Annotated in this window: 21 protein-coding genes and 1 pseudogene; 18 read left to right on the top strand and 4 right to left on the bottom strand. The window is 39.8% G+C overall.

Translation table 11 applies throughout. The features are described 5' to 3' along the window. Nucleotide 1: 1 nt before the first annotated feature. Nucleotides 2-532: a 3'-5' exonuclease family protein gene (locus FNT16_RS14530; protein WP_143872253.1), complete on the bottom strand. Its 531-nt coding sequence runs from the start codon at nucleotides 530-532 to the stop codon at nucleotides 2-4. A gap of 159 nt (nucleotides 533-691) precedes the next feature. Between FNT16_RS14530 and FNT16_RS14525 the strand changes: the two genes are divergently transcribed. Then, nucleotides 692-1,711 (top strand): LacI family DNA-binding transcriptional regulator, encoded by a 1,020-nt coding sequence (locus FNT16_RS14525; protein WP_143872252.1) that lies wholly within the window; start codon nucleotides 692-694, stop codon nucleotides 1,709-1,711. 33 nt (nucleotides 1,712-1,744) lie between these two features. Here FNT16_RS14525 and galK read toward each other — a convergent pair whose 3' ends face one another. The 3 genes from galK to FNT16_RS14510 form a co-directional block, all read right to left on the bottom strand. Beyond that, a complete protein-coding gene (gene galK, locus FNT16_RS14520) occupies nucleotides 1,745-2,887 on the bottom strand; it encodes a galactokinase (RefSeq protein WP_143872251.1) in 1,143 nt (380 codons plus the stop codon). 12 nt (nucleotides 2,888-2,899) lie between these two features. Further along, nucleotides 2,900-3,943 (bottom strand): UDP-glucose--hexose-1-phosphate uridylyltransferase, encoded by a 1,044-nt coding sequence (locus FNT16_RS14515; RefSeq protein WP_143872250.1) that lies wholly within the window; start codon nucleotides 3,941-3,943, stop codon nucleotides 2,900-2,902. 205 nt (nucleotides 3,944-4,148) lie between these two features. Next, the gene (locus FNT16_RS14510) at nucleotides 4,149-4,589 is read right to left on the bottom strand and encodes a hypothetical protein (RefSeq protein WP_143872249.1); all 441 of its coding nucleotides are present in this window, start codon (nucleotides 4,587-4,589) and stop codon (nucleotides 4,149-4,151) included. Nucleotides 4,590-4,865: 276 nt separating this feature from the next. Here FNT16_RS14510 and ccoN point away from each other — a divergent pair, with 276 nt between their 5' ends. From ccoN to FNT16_RS14425, 17 genes and pseudogenes are all read left to right on the top strand, one after another. Beyond that, a complete protein-coding gene (gene ccoN, locus FNT16_RS14505; protein ID WP_143872248.1) occupies nucleotides 4,866-6,308 on the top strand; it encodes a cytochrome-c oxidase, cbb3-type subunit I in 1,443 nt (480 codons plus the stop codon). A 9-nt stretch (nucleotides 6,309-6,317) separates the two neighbouring features. Then, nucleotides 6,318-6,926 (top strand): cytochrome-c oxidase, cbb3-type subunit II, encoded by a 609-nt coding sequence (gene ccoO, locus FNT16_RS14500; RefSeq protein WP_143872247.1) that lies wholly within the window; start codon nucleotides 6,318-6,320, stop codon nucleotides 6,924-6,926. 1 nt (nucleotide 6,927) lies between these two features. Further along, nucleotides 6,928-7,110 carry a cbb3-type cytochrome oxidase subunit 3 gene (locus tag FNT16_RS14495; RefSeq protein ID WP_143872246.1) on the top strand — a complete coding sequence of 61 codons (183 nt, stop codon included), beginning with the start codon at nucleotides 6,928-6,930 and terminating at the stop codon, nucleotides 7,108-7,110. 10 nt (nucleotides 7,111-7,120) lie between these two features. Continuing rightward, nucleotides 7,121-8,086, top strand: a complete 966-nt coding sequence (gene ccoP, locus FNT16_RS14490) for a cytochrome-c oxidase, cbb3-type subunit III (protein WP_143872245.1) — start codon at nucleotides 7,121-7,123, stop codon at nucleotides 8,084-8,086. A 106-nt stretch (nucleotides 8,087-8,192) separates the two neighbouring features. Beyond that, the gene (locus FNT16_RS14485; protein WP_143872244.1) at nucleotides 8,193-8,690 is read left to right on the top strand and encodes a FixH family protein; all 498 of its coding nucleotides are present in this window, start codon (nucleotides 8,193-8,195) and stop codon (nucleotides 8,688-8,690) included. Between the two features lie 4 nt (nucleotides 8,691-8,694). Then, entirely contained in the window at nucleotides 8,695-11,073 is a 2,379-nt protein-coding gene (locus tag FNT16_RS14480) for a heavy metal translocating P-type ATPase (protein WP_143872243.1), read from the top strand. After that, entirely contained in the window at nucleotides 11,070-11,228 is a 159-nt protein-coding gene (gene ccoS, locus FNT16_RS14475; protein WP_143872242.1) for a cbb3-type cytochrome oxidase assembly protein CcoS, read from the top strand. The genes FNT16_RS14480 and ccoS overlap by 4 nt, the downstream gene beginning before the upstream one ends. Then, nucleotides 11,225-11,881 (top strand): sulfite exporter TauE/SafE family protein, encoded by a 657-nt coding sequence (locus FNT16_RS14470; protein ID WP_143872241.1) that lies wholly within the window; start codon nucleotides 11,225-11,227, stop codon nucleotides 11,879-11,881. The genes ccoS and FNT16_RS14470 overlap by 4 nt, the downstream gene beginning before the upstream one ends. A 39-nt stretch (nucleotides 11,882-11,920) precedes the next feature. Further along, a pseudogene (locus tag FNT16_RS14465) lies at nucleotides 11,921-12,145 on the top strand (helix-turn-helix domain-containing protein); the annotation flags it as partial. A gap of 80 nt (nucleotides 12,146-12,225) precedes the next feature. After that, the gene (gene uspE, locus FNT16_RS14460) at nucleotides 12,226-13,161 is read left to right on the top strand and encodes a universal stress protein UspE (RefSeq protein WP_143872239.1); all 936 of its coding nucleotides are present in this window, start codon (nucleotides 12,226-12,228) and stop codon (nucleotides 13,159-13,161) included. Between the two features lie 231 nt (nucleotides 13,162-13,392). Next, nucleotides 13,393-14,727, top strand: coding sequence for a sigma-54-dependent transcriptional regulator (locus FNT16_RS14455; RefSeq protein WP_143872238.1), 1,335 nt, complete (start codon nucleotides 13,393-13,395; stop codon nucleotides 14,725-14,727). Between the two features lie 20 nt (nucleotides 14,728-14,747). After that, entirely contained in the window at nucleotides 14,748-14,963 is a 216-nt protein-coding gene (locus FNT16_RS14450; RefSeq protein ID WP_143872237.1) for a histidine kinase dimerization/phospho-acceptor domain-containing protein, read from the top strand. Between the two features lie 5 nt (nucleotides 14,964-14,968). Continuing rightward, on the top strand, nucleotides 14,969-16,444 hold the full coding sequence (locus FNT16_RS14445) for a sensor histidine kinase (RefSeq protein ID WP_143872236.1): 1,476 nt from the start codon (nucleotides 14,969-14,971) through the stop codon (nucleotides 16,442-16,444). Between the two features lies 1 nt (nucleotide 16,445). Beyond that, nucleotides 16,446-16,904 carry a response regulator gene (locus tag FNT16_RS14440; protein ID WP_143872235.1) on the top strand — a complete coding sequence of 153 codons (459 nt, stop codon included), beginning with the start codon at nucleotides 16,446-16,448 and terminating at the stop codon, nucleotides 16,902-16,904. A 27-nt stretch (nucleotides 16,905-16,931) separates the two neighbouring features. Continuing rightward, nucleotides 16,932-18,881, top strand: a complete 1,950-nt coding sequence (locus tag FNT16_RS14435; RefSeq protein WP_143872234.1) for a response regulator — start codon at nucleotides 16,932-16,934, stop codon at nucleotides 18,879-18,881. A 213-nt stretch (nucleotides 18,882-19,094) separates the two neighbouring features. Further along, nucleotides 19,095-19,271 carry a DUF1328 domain-containing protein gene (locus FNT16_RS14430; RefSeq protein WP_143872233.1) on the top strand — a complete coding sequence of 59 codons (177 nt, stop codon included), beginning with the start codon at nucleotides 19,095-19,097 and terminating at the stop codon, nucleotides 19,269-19,271. Nucleotides 19,272-19,327: 56 nt separating this feature from the next. Then, nucleotides 19,328-19,555 (top strand): hypothetical protein, encoded by a 228-nt coding sequence (locus tag FNT16_RS14425; protein ID WP_143872232.1) that lies wholly within the window; start codon nucleotides 19,328-19,330, stop codon nucleotides 19,553-19,555. Nucleotides 19,556-19,595 lie beyond the last annotated feature (40 nt).

Raw genomic sequence — 19,595 nt, 5'->3', positions numbered from 1 at the left:
TTTAAGCCACACGGATCATTTTAGCCGCCTGAGAAGGATCTGTGATATATAAAGTTTCTTCAAACGTCTTCTGAATTAAAGCAGCGTCATTACTGGCCCGATGTCGAGGCTCTGGATTACGTTTCAAAATTTCTAGTTTACTGGTATGCCAGATGGCTTGCTGAGCATCAGACAACAAGCAAACAATACTTTCTAATTTAAACTGAGCGACCATACCCGCCTCTTCAAATAGCAATCCTAACCAGCTTGAATCATGCCCCCAAGCATCAGAATAAACCGTTTTCCCCTGCAATAATTGATTAAGCTCTAATGCCACTTGTTGTACTTCACCCCCTTTACAAAACAGTAAATTCTTGGAGATATGATGAACAGATTCAGCGTTTTTATCCCAGTGCGTCCAATGCTCAAGTGGTTTAATTAATCGGCAGTACCTTACTTGATTTGGCAATGCCAGCCCTATTTCAATAGGATAACTTCCGCGTCCAAAACCTGAAGCTTCAATATCGATTATAACTGGTAAATCAAATTGCATTGCTAAAGCCTTTTGTTAAATATATGTTTCAGCTTAGAGTTAAAGACTCATATTTTCAAGAAATTTAAGGCGCTACTTCGCAAAATGCTATCGTCATCTAGAGAATTTTAGTAACATTTACACAACCACCTATGAAAACGTTCACCCTTTGAGAAACCAATGGCAACAATAAAAGATATTGCACAAGCAGCAGGCGTATCACTGGCAACCGTATCCAGAGTGATAAATAATGGTCCTAAAGTAGGCGATAAAACACGCGCCCGGATCAAAGAAATAATGAAAGAAATGGGTTATCGTCCAAATGCGAATGCACGTGCATTAGTAACTCAAAGAAATCCGTCGCTGGGTGTTGTTCTTGCCGAATTAGCTGATCCGTTTTTCGCGACACTTGCCTATGGTATTGAAAAAGTCGCCAGACAGAAAGATATTCAGGTTTTACTTAGTTCAGGTTCTATTCAAGTAGAGACTGAGCTTAAAGCGATAGAAACACTGTTAGAGCATCGTTGTGAAGCAATGATAGTACACAGTAAAGCGCTAGATGATGAAACCTTAATTGATTTTGCTTCACAAGTTCCAGGCTTTGTTCTAATTAATCGCTATATAGAGCAGATTGCCGATCGGTGTGTATGGTTAGACAATTACTCTGGCGGTGCCACTATGGCTCGACACCTGCTCTCTTTAGGCCACAAAAAATTCGTAATGGTTAGTAGTCATTACCAAATCGATGACCCCAGTGAGCGTTTAAGAGGCATCAAGGATGAGCTTAAGAATGCTGGAATTGAATTACCTGACAGCGCCATCGAATATAGCACACCCGATCAGGAAGGGGGTGAAATTGCAATGCAAAATTTATTGGCTAAGGGTCATGATTTTACCGCTGTGCTTTCATATAACGATGCAATGGCTGCAGGGGCAATGTCAATGTTGTTAGACCATGGCGTAGAAATACCACAACAAATATCGGTTATGGGGTTTGATGATGTTTTGTTATCTCGTTACTGTCGCCCTAAATTAACGACTTTAAGATATCCAATTGAGATGATGGCAGTTAAAGCGGCGGAAGTCGCGTTAAATCGCGCGCGAACAAACGGAAAAAATAAATCGTTAGAAGACACATTTAAATATACACCGACTATCGTAAAAAGGGAGTCGGTGACTCATGCAGCCGACTCCAAATAACCACAGCTAGGTTAAAAATGATAATATAGGCGCTTATGCAAAAGCGCCCTGCTCGGCTGAACAGACAAAGACATCAGCAACCAACCCAGTTTTGTCGGTATACTTAGCAGTGACAACAGATTTTACCGATTCCGTTAATGAACTTGGCGCTAACGCGACAACGCACCCACCGAAACCTCCGCCTGTCATACGCACACCGCCCTTATCGCCTAATTGCTCATCGATAATTTCAACTAGGTAATCTATTTGAGGTGTTGTTACTTCAAAATCATCTCGCATAGAAATGTGAGACGCTCGCATTAATTGACTCATCTTGCCCATGTCAGATGCGTTTAATGCATCAAACATTTTTAATGTACGCTCATTTTCTGTAATAACGTGTTTCGCGCGGCGATATTCATCATTTGATACCTTGTCTTGATGCGATTCCAGCAATGATAAATCAGCGCCTCGCAATGTTTCTAATCCCATCGCTTTGGCGGCAGATTCACATTGTTGACGACGCGTATTATATTCACTGTCCACGAGGCCACGCTTAACATTCGAATTTATAATGATTAAATCTAATTCTTCAGGGATAGTAGAGTGCGAAATTTCTAGCGATTCACAGTCTAATAACATCGCATGGCCTTGCTTACCCATTGCAGAAATAAGCTGATCCATGATGCCACATGAGCAACCAACAAATTCGTTTTCAGCTTCCTGCCCCAATAGCGCGGCTTTTACACCATCTAAAGGCAGTTCATTGAGCGCCGCAAAACATTTTAATATTGCCACTTCAAACGAAGCAGATGAGCTTAAGCCTGCTCCTTGTGGTACGTTACCAGAGACCACTAAGTTTGCGCCCTTAAAATCAGGGAAAACTTTACGTAGTGCCAGCAAAACTCCGCGTACGTAATTACTCCACGTATTCACTTTATCAAATTGAATATCGTCTAACGAGAACTCAACAATGCTCTGTCCCAAATCAGCAGCCACGACTTTGACCATCAAATCATCTCTTATTGCCGCAACAATATCTGTACCAAAATTAATCGCTGCGGGTAACACGAAGCCACCATTATAATCGGTATGTTCTCCGATTAGGTTTACCCGGCCCGGCGCATGGATTTCCAACTGACCTTCAGCACTAAAATGTTCTTTAAATAGCTGACGTAAATTTGCAATACGGCTCATGTTATTAACCTCTTAAGAATTTTGCTTGTAATGAACAGTTGGCAAACCACGGAGTCTATCTGCTGCCTGCTCTGGAGTTAAATCGCGCTGCGCTTCGGCCATCATTTCATAGCCAACCATAAACTTCCTAACACTTGCAGAGCGTAATAGGGGTGGGAAAAAATGCGCATGCAAAGTCCACTCTGGGTGTTCTTCACCATCATAAGGCGCGCCATGCCAGCCCATTGAATACGGAAATGAGGTATTAAATAAATTGTCGTAACGAATGGTTATTTGCGACATCATATCGGCTAAACTGGCTTTTTGCTCTGCACTCAATTCCACCATTCTGGTGACTTTAAATTTTGGCAATAACAATGTTTCAAAGGGCCAGCCAGCCCAGTATGGTACGACCACGATCCAATCATCATTTTCACATACAACACGCTCTGCACTTTTTGATTCTCTTAATGCATAGTCCAACAACATGTTGCTATCGTTTTGTTGCCAGTAGTCACTAAAATGCGTTTGTTTTTTAGCTGCCAATGTTGGCAAGTGGTGATGCGCCCAAATTTGCCCATGAGGATGCGGGTTAGAACAGCCCATCATCGCACCTTTATTTTCAAATACTTGTACCCACGCATAATCTTTAGCCAAGTCTTCGCATTGTAACTGCCAAGTATCTATCACTTGAATTATTTCGTTTTGAGTCAGCTCTGGCAGGGTTTTACTGTGATCTGGAGAAAAACATATCACTCGACTACAGCCCTGGGCAGAGGCAGATTTAAATAGCGGATCATCTGTTTGGTACTCTACAGTGTCAGGCATCAGTGCAGCGAAATCATTATTAAATACAAATGTACTGGTATAATCTGGATTCACTTCACCCGTTATACGTTTATTGCCAGCACATAAATAACAGGATTCGTCGTAACTTGGTTTAACCGTTTCATCAGGCTTTTCAGATTGCCCCTGCCAAGGCCTTTTAGCACGATGAGGTGAAACCAATACCCATTCACCAATCATTGGATTGTAACGACGATGAGGGTGTTCTGTTGGATCAAATTCGCAAGTCATACGTTTAACCTAATAGTTGTTTATGTGCTGAACAGGCTACCTACCAGACAAAATGGTCTAGGTGGGCGCCACCCACTAAAAATATTTTTAAATACTAACCATAAAAACCAGCGCTTTCAAGGAAAAAAGTAAAACGTTTTACCTTCTTTTTAAAAATCGAATATAAATCAATCTTTAACATAACAGAGAGTTTTCGATAGCAAGATCACCAACTGGTTGAAAATTCGAATTTTAAAGGTGATTGATTATGCTGATCTTGAATATTTATCGATACTTGCCAACGCATGTTTCGTTCGCTACACATCACAGGGATAACGTAAAACCGATAAATAAACTGATCTTCCTTCGCTAAAATATCGTATTGCAAGGGTATTTTACCCATGTTCATATTGATACCTTCTAGCCAGGCGCTGTTGATGTTTAACTGAGAGGGTGACGCGACATCAAAATAATTTACTGACTCCAATTCAATTATTTCTTTTAACTTAACAATAGAAACATTCACGTTAGTCATTTTTGCACTACATTGTTGGCGCTCTGATAAATCGCACACTCCATCAAAGGCTGTATTGAGTTGTGATACGACAACCAGTAAAACCAAAAGTGCGAAAATAAAAACAAGTTTTAAATATTTTATTAAATTCAATTTAACCAACTTACAAAAATGGAGGATAACTTGAACATGATATTGACTCAAATCATGTTTTTTTTAAAGTCGACTGTATTTTTAATCGTAAAACCCATACAATTTGCCCGATTTTAGTCAGCTTACTACTTTTTTGTTGAAAATCCGTTCAATTCGGGTGGTTTTTGAGCAAAAGAGGCTATTATCTATATTTTTAGCCGCACATAAGCTTCGCCTTATTTAACGAGACGGTTAAACTTTATTAGTTTTATGCCTTAGAACTTTGGAAGATACAAAATGAGCGCAACAAGTTCTGCAACGCCTATCTACAATTTTGACATAGTCAAAAAATTTGCCGTAATGGCTGTAATCTGGGGGCTGATCGGAATGTCTGCTGGTGTTCTGATTGCAGCTCAGTTAGTGTGGCCGGAATTAAATTTCGACACACCTTGGTTTACCTATTCACGCCTTAGACCACTGCATACCAACGCAGTAATATTTGCTTTTGGCGGCTGTGCATTGTTTGCAACCTCTTATTATGTTGTTCAGAGGACCTGTCAAACGCGCATCTTTAGCGACAAAATTGCAAACTTTACCTTTTGGGGATGGCAGGCAGTCATTGTCTGTGCAATTATTTCATTACCTTTAGGGATGACAAGTTCAAAAGAATATGCTGAGCTAGAGTGGCCAATTGACATTTTGATCGCAATTGTATGGATTGCTTATGCAATCGTATTTTTCGGTACAATTGTAAAAAGAACAACTTCTCATATTTATGTCGCTAACTGGTTCTACGGTGGGTTTATCTTAACCGTAGCGGTGCTGCATATTGGTAACAGCATGGCAATACCGGTCAGCTTTACTAAATCCTATTCCATTTACGCAGGTGCAGTTGATGCCATGATGCAATGGTGGTACGGTCACAATGCGGTAGGCTTTTTCTTAACGGCAGGCTTCTTAGGTATGATGTACTATTTTGTACCTAAACAAGCAGAACGCCCTGTGTATTCATATCGTTTATCTGTGGTTCACTTTTGGTCACTCATTTCATTATATATCTGGGCCGGCCCTCACCATTTGCACTACACTGCCCTACCTGATTGGACGCAATCATTAGGTATGGTGATGTCAATTGTACTATTTGTTCCTTCTTGGGGCGGTATGATAAACGGTATCATGACTTTATCCGGCGCATGGCATAAACTTAGAACAGATCCCATTCTGCGCTTTATGATTGTTTCATTATCTTTCTACGGCATGTCTACATTTGAAGGCCCTATGATGGCAATTAAATCGGTAAATGCACTGTCTCACTACACTGACTGGACCGTGGGTCATGTACACTCAGGTGCATTGGGCTGGGTTGCAATGATTTCTATCGGTTCTCTATATCATCTAATTCCACGTGTATTTGGTCGCGAACGTATGTACAGCATTAAATTAATCAACGTGCATTTCTGGTTAGCAACTGCTGGCGTGGTGTTATATATCGTCGCAATGTGGATCACCGGGGTGATGGAAGGCATGATGTGGCGCGCAATTAACGCTGACGGCACATTAACCTACAGTTTTATTGAAATTGTTGCACAGAAAAAACCATTTAACATTATTCGTTGGGTTGGTGGCTTGTGTGTAGTCACAGGTATGATTCTGATGTTGTATAACGTAATCAGAACAATTCGCTCTGACAAAACAGCGGATGAAAGCATTTCATCTCCCGCTGCTCAAGCGACTGCGTAGGAGGATATCATGGCGAATAAACATGAAATCGTAGAAAAGAATATAGGCCTGTTGGCAATTTTTGCCATCATTGCTATTAGTTTTGGTACCTTAGTGGAAATCACACCACTGATGTTTATGAAAGACACAACAGAGCCAGTTAAAGGTTTAAAACCTTATACCGCTCTACAAATGGAAGGACGTGATATCTACATCCGTGAAGGATGTGTAGGCTGTCACAGTCAAATGATCCGCCCTTTCCGTTCAGAAACCGAAAGATATGGCCATTACTCAGTAGCAGGTGAGTCTGTTTGGGAGCACCCTTTCCTATGGGGCTCCAAACGTACAGGTCCTGATTTAGCGCGTGTAGGTGGTCGTTATTCAGATGAATGGCATCGTGTACATTTAATTAATCCAAGGCTCGTTGTTCCAGAGTCAAATATGCCAGGCTTCCCATGGTTGGAAGAAAATGTTTTAGATGGTGAATTAACCGCGAAAAAACTAAGCATTTTTAAAGAATACTATGGCGTTCCTTATACTGATGAAGATATAGCAAATGCTAAAGCCAGTGTCGCGGGTAAAACCGAGATGGAAGCGCTTATTGCTTATCTACAGTCACTTGGCACGGCATTGAAATAATATGGATTACGGCACTTATCGAGGCATATATACCATAATTATGATGGTCGTTTTTGCGGCTATCATCTGGTGGGCCTACAGTAAGCACAGTAAAAAACGATTTGATGATGCGGCAAACTCTATTCTGGACGACAAAGACCTGAAAGACAGCCGTAAAAAAGAGCAGCAAGCTCACAAAGATTAGAGGATACAACATGAGTACCTTTTGGAGCTTATGGGTAGCAATTTTATCCATTTTGACATTAGTTCTGGTATTTTCATTACTCTACTGGAACATGAAAAATTACGCGGGTGTTGAAGAAGGCAAGTCCATGGGACATGAGTTCGACGGCATTGAAGAATTAAATAACCCTTTACCAGCTTGGTGGACAAAAATGTTTTGGGCGACCGCTGTATGGGCTGCTTACTACTTGTTGGCATATCCAGGGCTGGGCAACTACGAAGGCTTTTTAGGCTGGAAAAGTTCCATTCAAGGCATTCAAACAATTGCTGAAGGTAAAGAAAAAAGCGCTAAAGCATTAGAAGAAGGTTATCGCGTACAGTACGATACGGAACTTCGTGATGCTGAAGCAGTTTTTGGACCTATATTTGAGCAGTATGCGTCTCAAGATGTGAAAACGTTAGCCAAAGACGAAGATGCATTAGAGATCGGTAAACGGTTATATTTGCAGAACTGTTCTCAGTGCCATGCGTCCGACGCTCGCGGCGGAACTGGCTTCCCGAATTTAACCGATAATGATTGGTTATATGGTGGTTCACCCGAAAAAATTAAAGAAACTCTGATGCACGGCAGAAATGCGGTTATGCCCGGTTGGTCCTCTTCAATGGGTGAGCAAGGCATAAAACAATTAACCGCTTACGTCATCAGCTTAAGCGGACGTGAAGTCGATGCGACCTTAGCAAAAGCCGGTGAAGCTAAATTTGGTGTCTGCGCGGCCTGTCATGGTGCAGATGGTAAAGGTAGTATAGCGCATGGGTTGCCTATGGGTGCACCGAACTTAACGGATGATATCTGGTTATATGGCGGCTCTGAACGCGCAATTAGTGAAACACTAAGACACGGTCGTAATGGTGTTATGCCAGCATGGAAAGATATTCTGGGTGAAGACAAAATTCATCTAGTAACAGCTTACATATACAGCCTGTCTAATAATAAATAAGTAACATCTAAAAGCCCTGCTGATTCAGGGCTTTTTAATTTTTATAACTTCAGTAAAATACAGCCCAACACCCTCCCCTTTTGTTAAGTTTTTTAAGTGGTTTTAAATGAATCAAACAGATGTTCGCCCTTGGTATAAAGAACCCTGGCCTTGGGTTTTAATCGCAATCATCGTGCTGCCTATGTTGGTTGCAGCGGTGCGCATGAGTATCTACAGCGAATATCAAGTAGAAATGGTTGTCGATGACTATTACAAAAAAGGTAAAGCAATTAATCAAGAGTTTGATCGTGAAACACTTGCAAGAGACTATGGCATTGCTATCTTTGCCGAAGTTTCAGACCAGCAAATATTACTCGATGTAAATAGAAATCAAAAAGCACCGCAAATCGCCAGTTTAATAGTCTCTTTTTATCATTCAACTCAATCACATAAAGACCAACAGGTTATGGCAACAGCACGCGCTGATGGCATTTTTAGTGCTGATTTATTAAAAGCGACAGAGGGCAAGTGGCAATTAACGATTGAACCTCATGATAAATCTTGGAAAGTCCAAAAAGTCGTGCAATTGCCGCATCAAGGCAAAATTTTAATCACGCCGCATTAAATATATGGCTCAAAATTGTTTTCACTGTAGCCAGCCGATTCCGCATAACGTTGCACTGACAGTTGAGGTAAACCAACAACCTCAAGCTGTTTGTTGTGCTGGTTGTCAGGCTGTTGCAAACGCCATTCTTGGCGGTGGAATGAGTGAATATTATCGCTATCGTGATAGCTCAGCAGACAAACCAGAAATATCTAACGATGATATCCAACAAGATAAAGTTTATGATACGGACAGCATTAAAAAAGAATTTGTCTGGCAAGAGAGCAACGAAGAAGTCGCAGATATTGCTATCGACGGTTTACATTGTGCCGCCTGCGCTTGGCTCATAGAAAAACACTTGAAACAACAATTTCCCGACATCATATCTATTAACGTCAATCTAACACAAAATCGTGCTCATATTAGATGGCTTAAAGATCAGATAAAGGTAAGCGAGTTATTTTACCAAATAAGAACAATCGGATATCTCCCCAGTCCGTTTAAAATATCCGAACTGGAAAACAAGTATCATCAAATCAACAAATCTTTTCAAAAACAACTTGCGGTCGCCGGTCTATTTACCATGCAGGTTATGATGTTTGCATTTGCACTCTATTTTGGCATTGTTGAGCAAGGGTTCGCCGAGTTTTTTCGCTGGATTAGTTTAATACTTTCTACACCTGTTATTTTTTATAGCGGGTTACCTTTAATTCATTCAGCTTATCGCGCGTTAAAAAATAGAAGTTTAAATATGGATGTACCGGTCGTCTTTGCGATTTTAGGCACCTATTTTGCCAGTGCATACGCCACCTTTACACAAGCAGGCGAAGTGTATTTTGAATCTGCCAGTATGTTTGTTTTATTACTGCTAACCAGTCGATATTTAGAGCATCTGGCCAAAACAAAAGCCACAGTCATATCTGCCAATATGCTTAAACTGTTACCTATGGTCGCGCATAAAGTGAAAGGTGAAAACTCAACAAAAACAACCGTGGTACATGCCGACACTTTACACAAAGGCGACTGCATATTGGTAAAGGCGGGACAAAGCATCCCTGCTGATGGCTATTTACTGTCAAAAACCTGCCAAGTTGAAGAAGCTTTATTAAATGGCGAAAGCTTACCGATAGTCAAAAATAAAGGAGATCGAGTTTATGCAGGAAGCACCTCAATAGATCAAAGTATCTACATAAAAGTCAGTGCTTGCGGTTCAGCCACGACACTTGCCAAAATAGCCAAACATCAAGAAACCATCAGTACGTCAAAAAGTAAACTGGCAAATTTAGCCGACAAAGTAGCACGCCAAGCAACTATTGGTGTCATCTTATTATCTTTACTGACCTATATAGTTTGGACATGGTTAGGCGAAAATGCCTTATGGTATGCTGTCGCTGTATTAGTAGCGACTTGTCCTTGCGCATTATCGCTGGCACTCCCCACTGCATTGTCAGCCGCATCTGCCCGCTTAAAAAAACAAGGGATCTTAATACGTAACACCTCAGCACTCGAAAACGCTTGCAAGATCAATCGATTTGCATTTGACAAAACAGGTACCCTAACTGATGGAAAGTTCAGCATTGAATCGGTTATCCTCTACCCCAGCTGCAATTTGACACAACAAGAACTATTGAACCATGTTGCAGCTTTAGAAAAGCCAAGTGGGCATCCAATAGCCAGTGCTTTTACCGATTTTAAAGCTGATATCCCTATTGAAAACTATCAATTGCTTGCAGGCGTAGGTATTCAAGCAACAATTGCGAAGCAAACTTGGCAAGTCGGCAGCGTTAGACTCGTTAACAAGGCAGCAAGCGAACATTTAAAAAACTTAGACGATACGCAGATATATGTCCTGATAGATGGCCAATTAATCGCACATATTAATGTTACAGATAACATTCGAAACCGTGTTAAAGAAAGCTTAACTGCACTAGATGCACCCGTTTATATCTTAAGTGGTGATGTGCACACTAAAGTCAAAAACACTGCAATGCAATTAAACACAGGTTATTATGCAAGCCTAACTGCCAAGCAAAAATTATCGATACTCAAGGATCTCAAAGACTCGCAAGGCGGCATCATGATGGTTGGAGACGGTATCAATGATGCGCTTGTTTTGGCACAGGCAGATATCAGTGTTGCAATGAATGAAGCAGCTGAGCTTAATAAACAAAATACCGATGTCGTATTATTGGGCTCTGATCTCAGTAAAATTCCGCTTCTGATTGCGACCTCAAAAAAACTTAATAGAATCGTAAATCAAAATTTTAGCTGGTCAATCGTTTATAATTTATTAGCGCTTCCACTGGCTGTTTTTGGTATATTAACACCCTGGATGGCCGTTATCGGCATGTCTGTAAGTTCACTGATTGTTGTCACAAACTCAATGAGACTTCTTAAAGAATGAATGTAATCTACGTACTAATTCCATTAGCTATCATCATTTTAATTGCGGCTATTGTTCTATTTTTTTGGGCGGTAAAACGTAATCAGTTTGAAGATTTAAACAAGCAAGGCTATAGCATTTTATTTGACGATGATAAACCTGACGCCAAAAAATGACAGATTTATTTTCAGCTTTTGTTATAGGCTTAATGGGTGCTGGCCACTGTATAGGCATGTGTGGTGGTTTAGCACTGGCCAGTGGTATGCAAAAAAGCCTGGCAGATACCCTACTTTATAATATCGGTCGTATCAGTAGCTATACTTTACTAGGCTTAATGATAGGATTACTCGGCTACTGGCTGACAGACAGTTTTAAACCTATCTTAAATTTATTACGTTTATTGTCCGGATTTTTATTAATATTTTTAGGCTTGTATATCAGTCAATGGTACATGGGGCTGGCAAAAATTGAGCAACTATTCAGCGGCGCTTGGCGTATTATTGCACCAGCAGCAAATAAACAAATCTTTCAGCCGGGTAAATTTAATCGATTTATCGCCGGTACACTCTGGGGCTGGTTACCTTGTGGTCTGGTCTACAGCGTTTTAACTTGGGCTGCAACGCAAGCATCTCCGATCCACTCGGCAAGCATCATGCTGGCATTTGGTCTAGGAACCTGTCCGGCAATGCTATTGTCTGGTATGTTAAGTCAGCAACTAGCCGAAATCACCCAAAATAAATACGTCCGCAGCTTTTTTGGTTTTACCTTGATAGGTTTTGGCCTATATTCAATTTTTACGACTATAATGCAAATGTTTGCGAACCTATAAAACGCAACAAATTTTGCGTTTGCTAAATTAAATAACGATATTACCCACTTATCTAATCGTTTCCGCTCCCGAGGATTATCAGCATTTGAATTCAAATTAAGTATGACGCGAGGCGAAATTGGTAATCATCTTGGGCTCACAGTTGAAACAATTAGTCGTTTACTGAATCGGTTTAAAAAAGCTAACCTGTTAGAGATTAATGGTAAATATATAAAAATCATAAACTTAGAAAAACTCACTGATATCGCTAACTTGCTCACCTAGTGCAATTAATTTGCAACAAAAATAAGCATAAACCCCAACTCTGGACTACACTCATTTAAAAGACAATCAGGGGGTGATTTATGAAAAAATTAAATCGTATATTAGCGGTAATTGACCCGACCGTTGATCAACAAAAATCTCTGAAACGCGCAATCGAACTCTCTCAAAAAACCGATGCCGCTATCACAGCATTTTTAGTCGTATATGACTTTTCTTATGAAATGACAACGATGCTCTCACAAGATGAGAGAGAGTTAATGCGACGCTGTATGATTGAAGAGCGCACGCAGTGGCTAGAAGAGATGTTATTACCCTATGCCGAGCATGTCGTGCAAATTAGACCTGTAGTTGTGTGGCATAACCGTCCGTTTGAAAGCATTATCCAGCACACTCTAAAACACAACTATGATTTAGTAGTCAAAGCGACGCACGAACATCACACTCTACGCTCAGTCATATTTACCCCTACAGATTGGCACCTTATTAGAAAGTGCCCTTGCCCCTTGTTATTAGTAAAAGAACATGATTGGCCACCACAAGGCAAAATTCTTGCAGCGATTAATGCAGCAAACGAAGAGAAACATCATATTGACTTGAATAAAAACATCATAGAAACCAGTTTATTTATCAGCGATTTGTTAAACGCGACCCCTAAATTACTAAACTGTTATCCAGGCACGCCCATTAACCTGGCTGTAGAAATTCCGGAATTTGATCCAACCAGTTATCGTCAGGCTATCAGAGCCCACCACATGCGTTCGGTATTGGAATATGCCAAACAATACAATATCGAAGAAGATAACTGCATAATTGCAGAAGGTTTGCCAGAAGACTCGATAAGTGACGTTGCTAAAGAAATAGATGCAGAATTGATTATAATGGGTACAGTAGGCCGCACGGGTTTATCTGCAGCACTACTAGGCAATACAGCAGAGCACTTACTAGATGGTGTAAATTGCGATGTTTTAGCTATAAAACCGCATGGTTTCGTATCTCCAATCACACTGGACGATTAACGGTAAATAAATGCTAAATAAATGGGCACAAACCTATTCACTGTGTGCCCATTCACAGTATTGAACGCTTACTAAGCAGCCAAATCACTTAAAATAAAATCTAACTCACAAATTTAATTAAATATCTCCGATATTTGCGCCTTTAACGTTAGCTTACTATGACACACCTTGTAAAAACGGATTACGACCACATAAACATTGACAATTCGCAAGGGATCTAAGGGAAAAATAGTGATTAAAGTATTAATTGTTGATGATGATATTGAATTCACAGAAGTAGCCAGCCAAATTTTGGAGTTTCTTGATTACGATGTATGTGTTTCAAATAGCTTACAAGAGGCAAAAAAATGCTTGGAAGTAGAATTCTTTAATCATATATTCCTAGACTTTATGCTACCCGATGGCAGTGGGTTACATTTAATTGAGCATACAAACAAACTACAGCACAAACCCAATATAACTCTAATCACTGGCCACCCTTTGATTAAATCTATCATCGCCGATTTATCACTCCCTAACATTGACTATATAACCAAACCTATCGAGCGCGAAGACTTTGAAAAAGCACTGAACAAAAGAAAAGTCAGCAAAACCAAAGTCGCTAAGCAGGACAACAAACCCCAAAAACATTTTGATTGCTTAATTGGTGAGTCAGAGCCAATGCAAACGCTCTATCAAATGATTAACAGAGTGGCTAAAACCAATGCCAACGTTTTGTTAATTGGTGAAAGCGGCGTTGGTAAAGAAGTTGTCGCACAAGCAATACACACTGCCAGTGGTATAAAAAAACAGTTAGTTGCAACCAACTGCGGAGCTTTGAGTAAAGAACTCATCGCTAGCGAGTTATTTGGTCATGAAAAAGGCGCATTTACGGGCGCGGTTGCCAGCAAAAAAGGCGTCTTTGAACAAGCAAATGAAGGTATTTTATTTTTAGATGAAATAACAGAAATGCCAATTGATATGCAACCTAATTTATTGCGCGTGTTGGAAAACAAAACGCTTGTTCCGCTCGGTAGTACAAAAGAAGTAAAAGTAAATTGCCGCGTTATTTCAGCAACAAACAGGACGGTATCGGAAATAGCAGAAAACAATATTTTACGTGAAGATATTTATTTTCGCCTCGCGGTATTTCCAATAGAAATCCCTCCCCTGCGTGAACGCAAAAGTGATATAGCAGCTTTGGTTCGTTATTTTTTAGATAGATTAAATGAAGAATCGGGGCAAAACATCCAAGTCAGTGAAGAGCAGTTGGCAAGGTTACAGACATATGATTGGCCCGGTAATGTACGGGAGTTAAAACATGTCATTCACCGTGCTTTTATCATGGCCGATCTAGACAAACAGTTAATCGTATTACCCAAAAACCTGCAATCACCATTTTCTCATCAGAAAAATTTATTATTAAATAAAAACCTATCCGCAGGACAAACAATTGAAGACGTTGAAAAAGAATTGATAAAAGTGACCTTGTCTGAGGTCGATGGCAATAAAACACTGGCCGCAGAAATGTTAGGAATTAGTACAAAAACGCTATACAACCGACTCAACGCCTATGGCGAACTATAAAATGTAAGTGGAGGTAAAAGATGCAAAACAAAGATAAACATCCCGATCTCAATAAAAAAGTACATGATGCGCGTACACCACTAAACCAAATTTCAATGCAAGCAGAGCTGATCAAAATACTGATTGAGTCCAATGGCTCGGCCGAAAAATTAACAGAGGCAGCCCAAAAAATAATCGATAACTGTCAAAAGTGCAGTCACTCTTTACAACAAATTTCAGAAGCATTACGACAGTGATAGCTATGGATATGTTGCTTGAAAAAAAAAGAGATAGTTGGATATTAATCTTTTTAATCGTTATTTTAGTGATTTCAGCAAACATTTTTCTTGCGATAAACATCACCTCAAAACTATCCAAAGCGCAAACCTCGTTATATAACACCGGCGAAATAATTAGTGAGCTGGAAGAATTGCATATATTAGTGTTGCAAGCCGAATCAGGTCAACGAGGTTATCTACTCACCGCAAATGAAGAATATCTGACGCCCTATACCAATGCACTTGAAAATGTTTATCAACAAATTGAAACCATCAAAACCCTCGAATCTGAAATACCTGAACAGCCTGCTAAGGTTGCATCCCTCATTCACTTAATAGAAGCGAAACTGAGAGAGTTAGTGGCAACCGTTGAGCTGGCACAAGCGGATAAAGAAAAATCCGCGTTGCGTCAAGTCATGACAGGTAGAGGGCGAAACTTGTATAAAGAGATTAAACTACACTTTGACATGCTCAAATCGATAGAAACCACATATCGAGATGACTTGTTTGCCCAGTTATTAAAAGCTGAAAAAAACGCTGAATTCACCTTTACAACCTCAGCCATCACCAGTTTTTTATTGTTATTTGGCATGATGATTCTAGCCCGTATCTTACTTCAACAAGAAAGAAAAAATCAGACGCTGTTAGAAACTCAAAATGAAACTTTACAAAAAGAAGTTAATGCAAAAACTCAGGAATTAACGGTTTACGCAGAAGAATTAGAACAAAGTAACAGAGAACTGGAAAGCTTTGCGTTTGTCGCATCCCACGATTTGCAAGAACCACTGCGAAAAATCAGAGCATTTGGTGATCGACTGGAAATCAACTATGCGGACAAATTGGACGAACGAGGCGCCGACTTTATAAAACGGATGAAAAATGCAGCAGAGCGGATGTCCAACCTGATTAATGATTTACTAGAATATTCACGTATTTCAACCAGAGGTAAATCATTTAAAGCGGTCGCATTACAAGAAGTTGTTGACACGGTAACGGATGATCTAGAAATTGCAATCGTTGAAGCAAACGCGACCATAAAGGTGGCAGAATTGCCGTCAATTCAAGCGGACAAAAGCCAAATATGCCAGCTTTTTCAAAACTTGATTTCAAATGCTATTAAGTTTAGGCGTTCTGACCAATCGCCCTTAATCACAATAAATTACCACACAGAAACCATTAATAATGAACTATTAGACTGTACGGAAAATTGGCACGTCATAACAATCGCTGATAATGGTATCGGCTTTGAACAAGCGTTCGCCGATAAAATTTTCATTCCGTTTCAGCGCCTGCATTCAAGATCTGAATATAAAGGTACCGGCATTGGACTGGCGGTATGCCGACGAATTGTTGAGCGTCACGGCGGCTGTATCAATGTAAAAAGTCAACCCAATGAAGGGGCAATATTCACCATCAAAATACCAGAAGATTATCAACTACCAATGAGTGACGGAGAATAATATGTGTTTAACAAAAAAAAGATCGATAACCATCCTTATGGCTGACGATGATGAAGATGATAGATTGTTAACGCAGGATGCATTAAGAGAAAGTCGTGTCATGAATGAGCTAAAATGCGTCGAAGATGGTGTCGAGTTATTAGAATACCTGCGCAGAGAAGGAAAATATTCAGATAAGACACTTTCACCTCGTCCAGGCTTAATATTGTTAGATTTAAACATGCCTCGAAAAGACGGGCGAGAGGCATTAAAAGAAATTAAGGCGGATCCAAATTTAAAATCTATCCCTGTTGTCATTCTAACAACCTCAAAACAGGAAGAAGATAAGCTCCGTGGATACAATTTGGGCGCAGCTTCATATATCACTAAACCGGTCGATTTTGATGGTTTAGTCGACTTAATGAAAACTTTAGGTAAATACTGGGTAGAATTTGTCGAACTCCCCAGCCCCGAACAATAATTTATCAAAAATAACAGCAGGTGAATTATGACAAGCAAAATTACAAAAGTATTAATGGTCGATGACGACGAAGATGATTTCATTATTACTCAAGATTACCTACATGAAATGACAACCCATACTTTTGAAATTGATTGGATTAGTTCACCCAAAGAGGCATTAGAAATACTACAAAAAAACCTTCATGACATTTGTTTATTAGACTATCAGCTGGGTGCGCTGGACGGTTTATCCGTATTAAAAAAAGCCATTAAAAACGGCTGTACGGTTCCCATTATTATGTTAACTGGACAATCAGATAGCAGTTTAGATAACAGTGCATTAGACGCCGGCGCAGTCGATTACCTGATTAAAAATGAAATAAACTTAACCTTATTTACACGTGCTATTCGTTATGCGCTGGCACGTAAAGACTTTGAAAATGAAAGATTAGAACGCATAAAAGCTGAAACAAGTAATCGCTCTAAAGATAAATTTTTAGCGCATTTAAGCCATGAACTGAGAACGCCATTGACATCAATCTTAGGCTATACCGAATTACTGTTAAACAAACACCGGACCAAACCTGTTCATTCAGAGCTAACAACGATATTTAATAACGGTAAACACTTACTCGGTTTATTAAACAATGTGTTGGACTTATCCAAAATAGCGGCCAATAGATTAGAATTAAATTGCACTTCAATAGCGCTCCATCCATTTATCGCAAACATCTATGATCTAATGGAAATAAACGCTAAAGACAAAGGGCTATCCTTTACAATTGAATCAAAAACGACACTACCACAACATATATTTAATGACCCGATACGCTTAAGGCAAGTGTTGATTAATATCATTCACAATGCCATTAAATTTACCACTAAAGGTGGAATAAACGTCAGGATACATTTGCAAGATATTCAGGGTGTTGAAATGTTATGTTTTGATATCCAGGATTCAGGCATTGGGATCCCAGATACACTACTGGAGAATATCTTCAAGCCATTTGAACAAATAGAAGATGTGGTTTCAAGAAATGAAGAAGGTGCGGGTTTAGGGTTAGCTATCTGCTCAGAGCTAGTCAAATTAATGCATGGCCGTATATCTGTTGTATCTGAGATTAACAAAGGAAGCTGTTTTACGATTCAAATCCCACCGTATAGCCCAGATAATGAAGAACGCATAGAATTATCTTTAGCCGATAAAGAAAGTTACCAATCGCACGAAAATTACGCACCATTACAAGGTAAGATTTTAGTCGTTGACGATATTCAGGACATCCGCCAACTGATTGGTTATTTCAGCGAATCTTTTGGACTGGAAGTTCATTATGCCGACAATGGTCAAACTGCAGTTGACTTAGTGCTTTCCATGCAAAACGCCAACACGCCATATGACTTAATTTTGATGGATATCCACATGCCTAAGCTAGACGGTAAACGTGCAATTTCCAAACTTAGAGCTCATTCAGTAACAAACCCGATATTAGCGGTTACCGCTGCGACTATGAAAGGCGTCCGTGATGAGTTAAAAAGCCTAGGATTTAATGACGTAGTCGCGAAGCCAATTGAAAAATCTTCTTTATATAACAGTCTTAAACAATTCTTGCCACATGCGGAAATAAGCCAAGAAATCGAGGAAACGACATTAGAAATACTGATTGTAGATGATGATTCAGATGCTGCTAACATAACTGCATTACTACTCGAATCCCTTGCAGTAAAAGCGCATGTAGCGCATTCGGCTGAACATTGCAAAACCTCCCTTGCTGACAACCCCAACATCAATACATTGCTGTTAGATTACCACCTCCCCGACATGGATGGTATTTCATTAGCCAATCAGCTCAAAGATAACAACGCCAATCTAAACATTATCATGTTAAGCGGTAGCGAAATTTCTAATGAGGCAATGCGTACAGCTGGGGCTGCGGGTAAATTACTAAAACCGATAAATTTAGAAATGCTACAAAGAATGTTAGAAACGCTAAACTAATCTAACACACTCGCATAGCAAACTAGTTATGCGCTTTACCCCAGTTAAAATGAAGTAAAGTCTACACACACCCTGTAATTATTACCAAACACACTGAGCCAACAAAACAAGCAAACACACAAAAAACTTATAAAACAATAGGTTAAAAGTTGGCACACTAATCGCTTATTCCCTAGCGTCACAACATTAAAAACCTTATTTGGAGGCCTTAGTATGTTGAGATGGGCATTAACATTTTTTGTCATTGCTTTAATAGCGGGTGTGCTTGGCTTTGCTGGGATTGCTGGCGCAGCTGCTGATATCGCTAAAATAATATTCGTTATTTTTGTTGTTTTGTTAGTTATCTCACTATTTTCAAATGCAATACGTGGAAAACCACCAGAACGCTAACTTATGTAAATTAGCTAGACAATCGGATTAACTAAATTTAAATGGAGAATGATTTTATGAAAACTTTACTCAAAACATCGGCCGTTGTATTTTCATTATTAGCAGCGCTTTCATTAACTGGCTGTGATGATGGCGGTGCGGAAAATATGGGCGAAGAAATTGATCGCGCTGTCGACAATACGGGGGAAAAAATTGAAGATGCAGCGACTGACGCTGGAAACGCAATTGAAGATGCCTGTGAAGATGTAAAAGAAGGTGTCGATGCCAAAGACAAAGATTGTTAACCCCCCATGATTACTACAAACTAAGCGTAGTTTGAACTAC

The sequence above is a fragment of the Catenovulum sediminis genome (genome assembly GCF_007289895.1).
Taxonomy (GTDB): Bacteria; Pseudomonadota; Gammaproteobacteria; order Enterobacterales; family Alteromonadaceae; genus Catenovulum; species Catenovulum sediminis.
This window is presented reverse-complemented; position numbering and strand designations above follow the sequence as displayed.

Coding starts and splice junctions, on each gene's coding strand:
- FNT16_RS14530 (WP_143872253.1), bottom strand. CDS start 532: ATGCAATTTGATTTACCAGTTATAATCGATATTGAAGCTTCAGGTTTT.
- FNT16_RS14525 (WP_143872252.1), top strand. CDS start 692: ATGGCAACAATAAAAGATATTGCACAAGCAGCAGGCGTATCACTGGCA.
- galK (WP_143872251.1), bottom strand. CDS start 2,887: ATGAGCCGTATTGCAAATTTACGTCAGCTATTTAAAGAACATTTTAGT.
- FNT16_RS14515 (WP_143872250.1), bottom strand. CDS start 3,943: ATGACTTGCGAATTTGATCCAACAGAACACCCTCATCGTCGTTACAAT.
- ccoN (WP_143872248.1), top strand. CDS start 4,866: ATGAGCGCAACAAGTTCTGCAACGCCTATCTACAATTTTGACATAGTC.
- ccoO (WP_143872247.1), top strand. CDS start 6,318: ATGGCGAATAAACATGAAATCGTAGAAAAGAATATAGGCCTGTTGGCA.
- FNT16_RS14495 (WP_143872246.1), top strand. CDS start 6,928: ATGGATTACGGCACTTATCGAGGCATATATACCATAATTATGATGGTC.
- ccoP (WP_143872245.1), top strand. CDS start 7,121: ATGAGTACCTTTTGGAGCTTATGGGTAGCAATTTTATCCATTTTGACA.
- FNT16_RS14485 (WP_143872244.1), top strand. CDS start 8,193: ATGAATCAAACAGATGTTCGCCCTTGGTATAAAGAACCCTGGCCTTGG.
- FNT16_RS14480 (WP_143872243.1), top strand. CDS start 8,695: ATGGCTCAAAATTGTTTTCACTGTAGCCAGCCGATTCCGCATAACGTT.
- ccoS (WP_143872242.1), top strand. CDS start 11,070: ATGAATGTAATCTACGTACTAATTCCATTAGCTATCATCATTTTAATT.
- FNT16_RS14470 (WP_143872241.1), top strand. CDS start 11,225: ATGACAGATTTATTTTCAGCTTTTGTTATAGGCTTAATGGGTGCTGGC.
- uspE (WP_143872239.1), top strand. CDS start 12,226: ATGAAAAAATTAAATCGTATATTAGCGGTAATTGACCCGACCGTTGAT.
- FNT16_RS14450 (WP_143872237.1), top strand. CDS start 14,748: ATGCAAAACAAAGATAAACATCCCGATCTCAATAAAAAAGTACATGAT.
- FNT16_RS14445 (WP_143872236.1), top strand. CDS start 14,969: ATGGATATGTTGCTTGAAAAAAAAAGAGATAGTTGGATATTAATCTTT.
- FNT16_RS14440 (WP_143872235.1), top strand. CDS start 16,446: ATGTGTTTAACAAAAAAAAGATCGATAACCATCCTTATGGCTGACGAT.
- FNT16_RS14435 (WP_143872234.1), top strand. CDS start 16,932: ATGACAAGCAAAATTACAAAAGTATTAATGGTCGATGACGACGAAGAT.
- FNT16_RS14430 (WP_143872233.1), top strand. CDS start 19,095: ATGTTGAGATGGGCATTAACATTTTTTGTCATTGCTTTAATAGCGGGT.
- FNT16_RS14425 (WP_143872232.1), top strand. CDS start 19,328: ATGAAAACTTTACTCAAAACATCGGCCGTTGTATTTTCATTATTAGCA.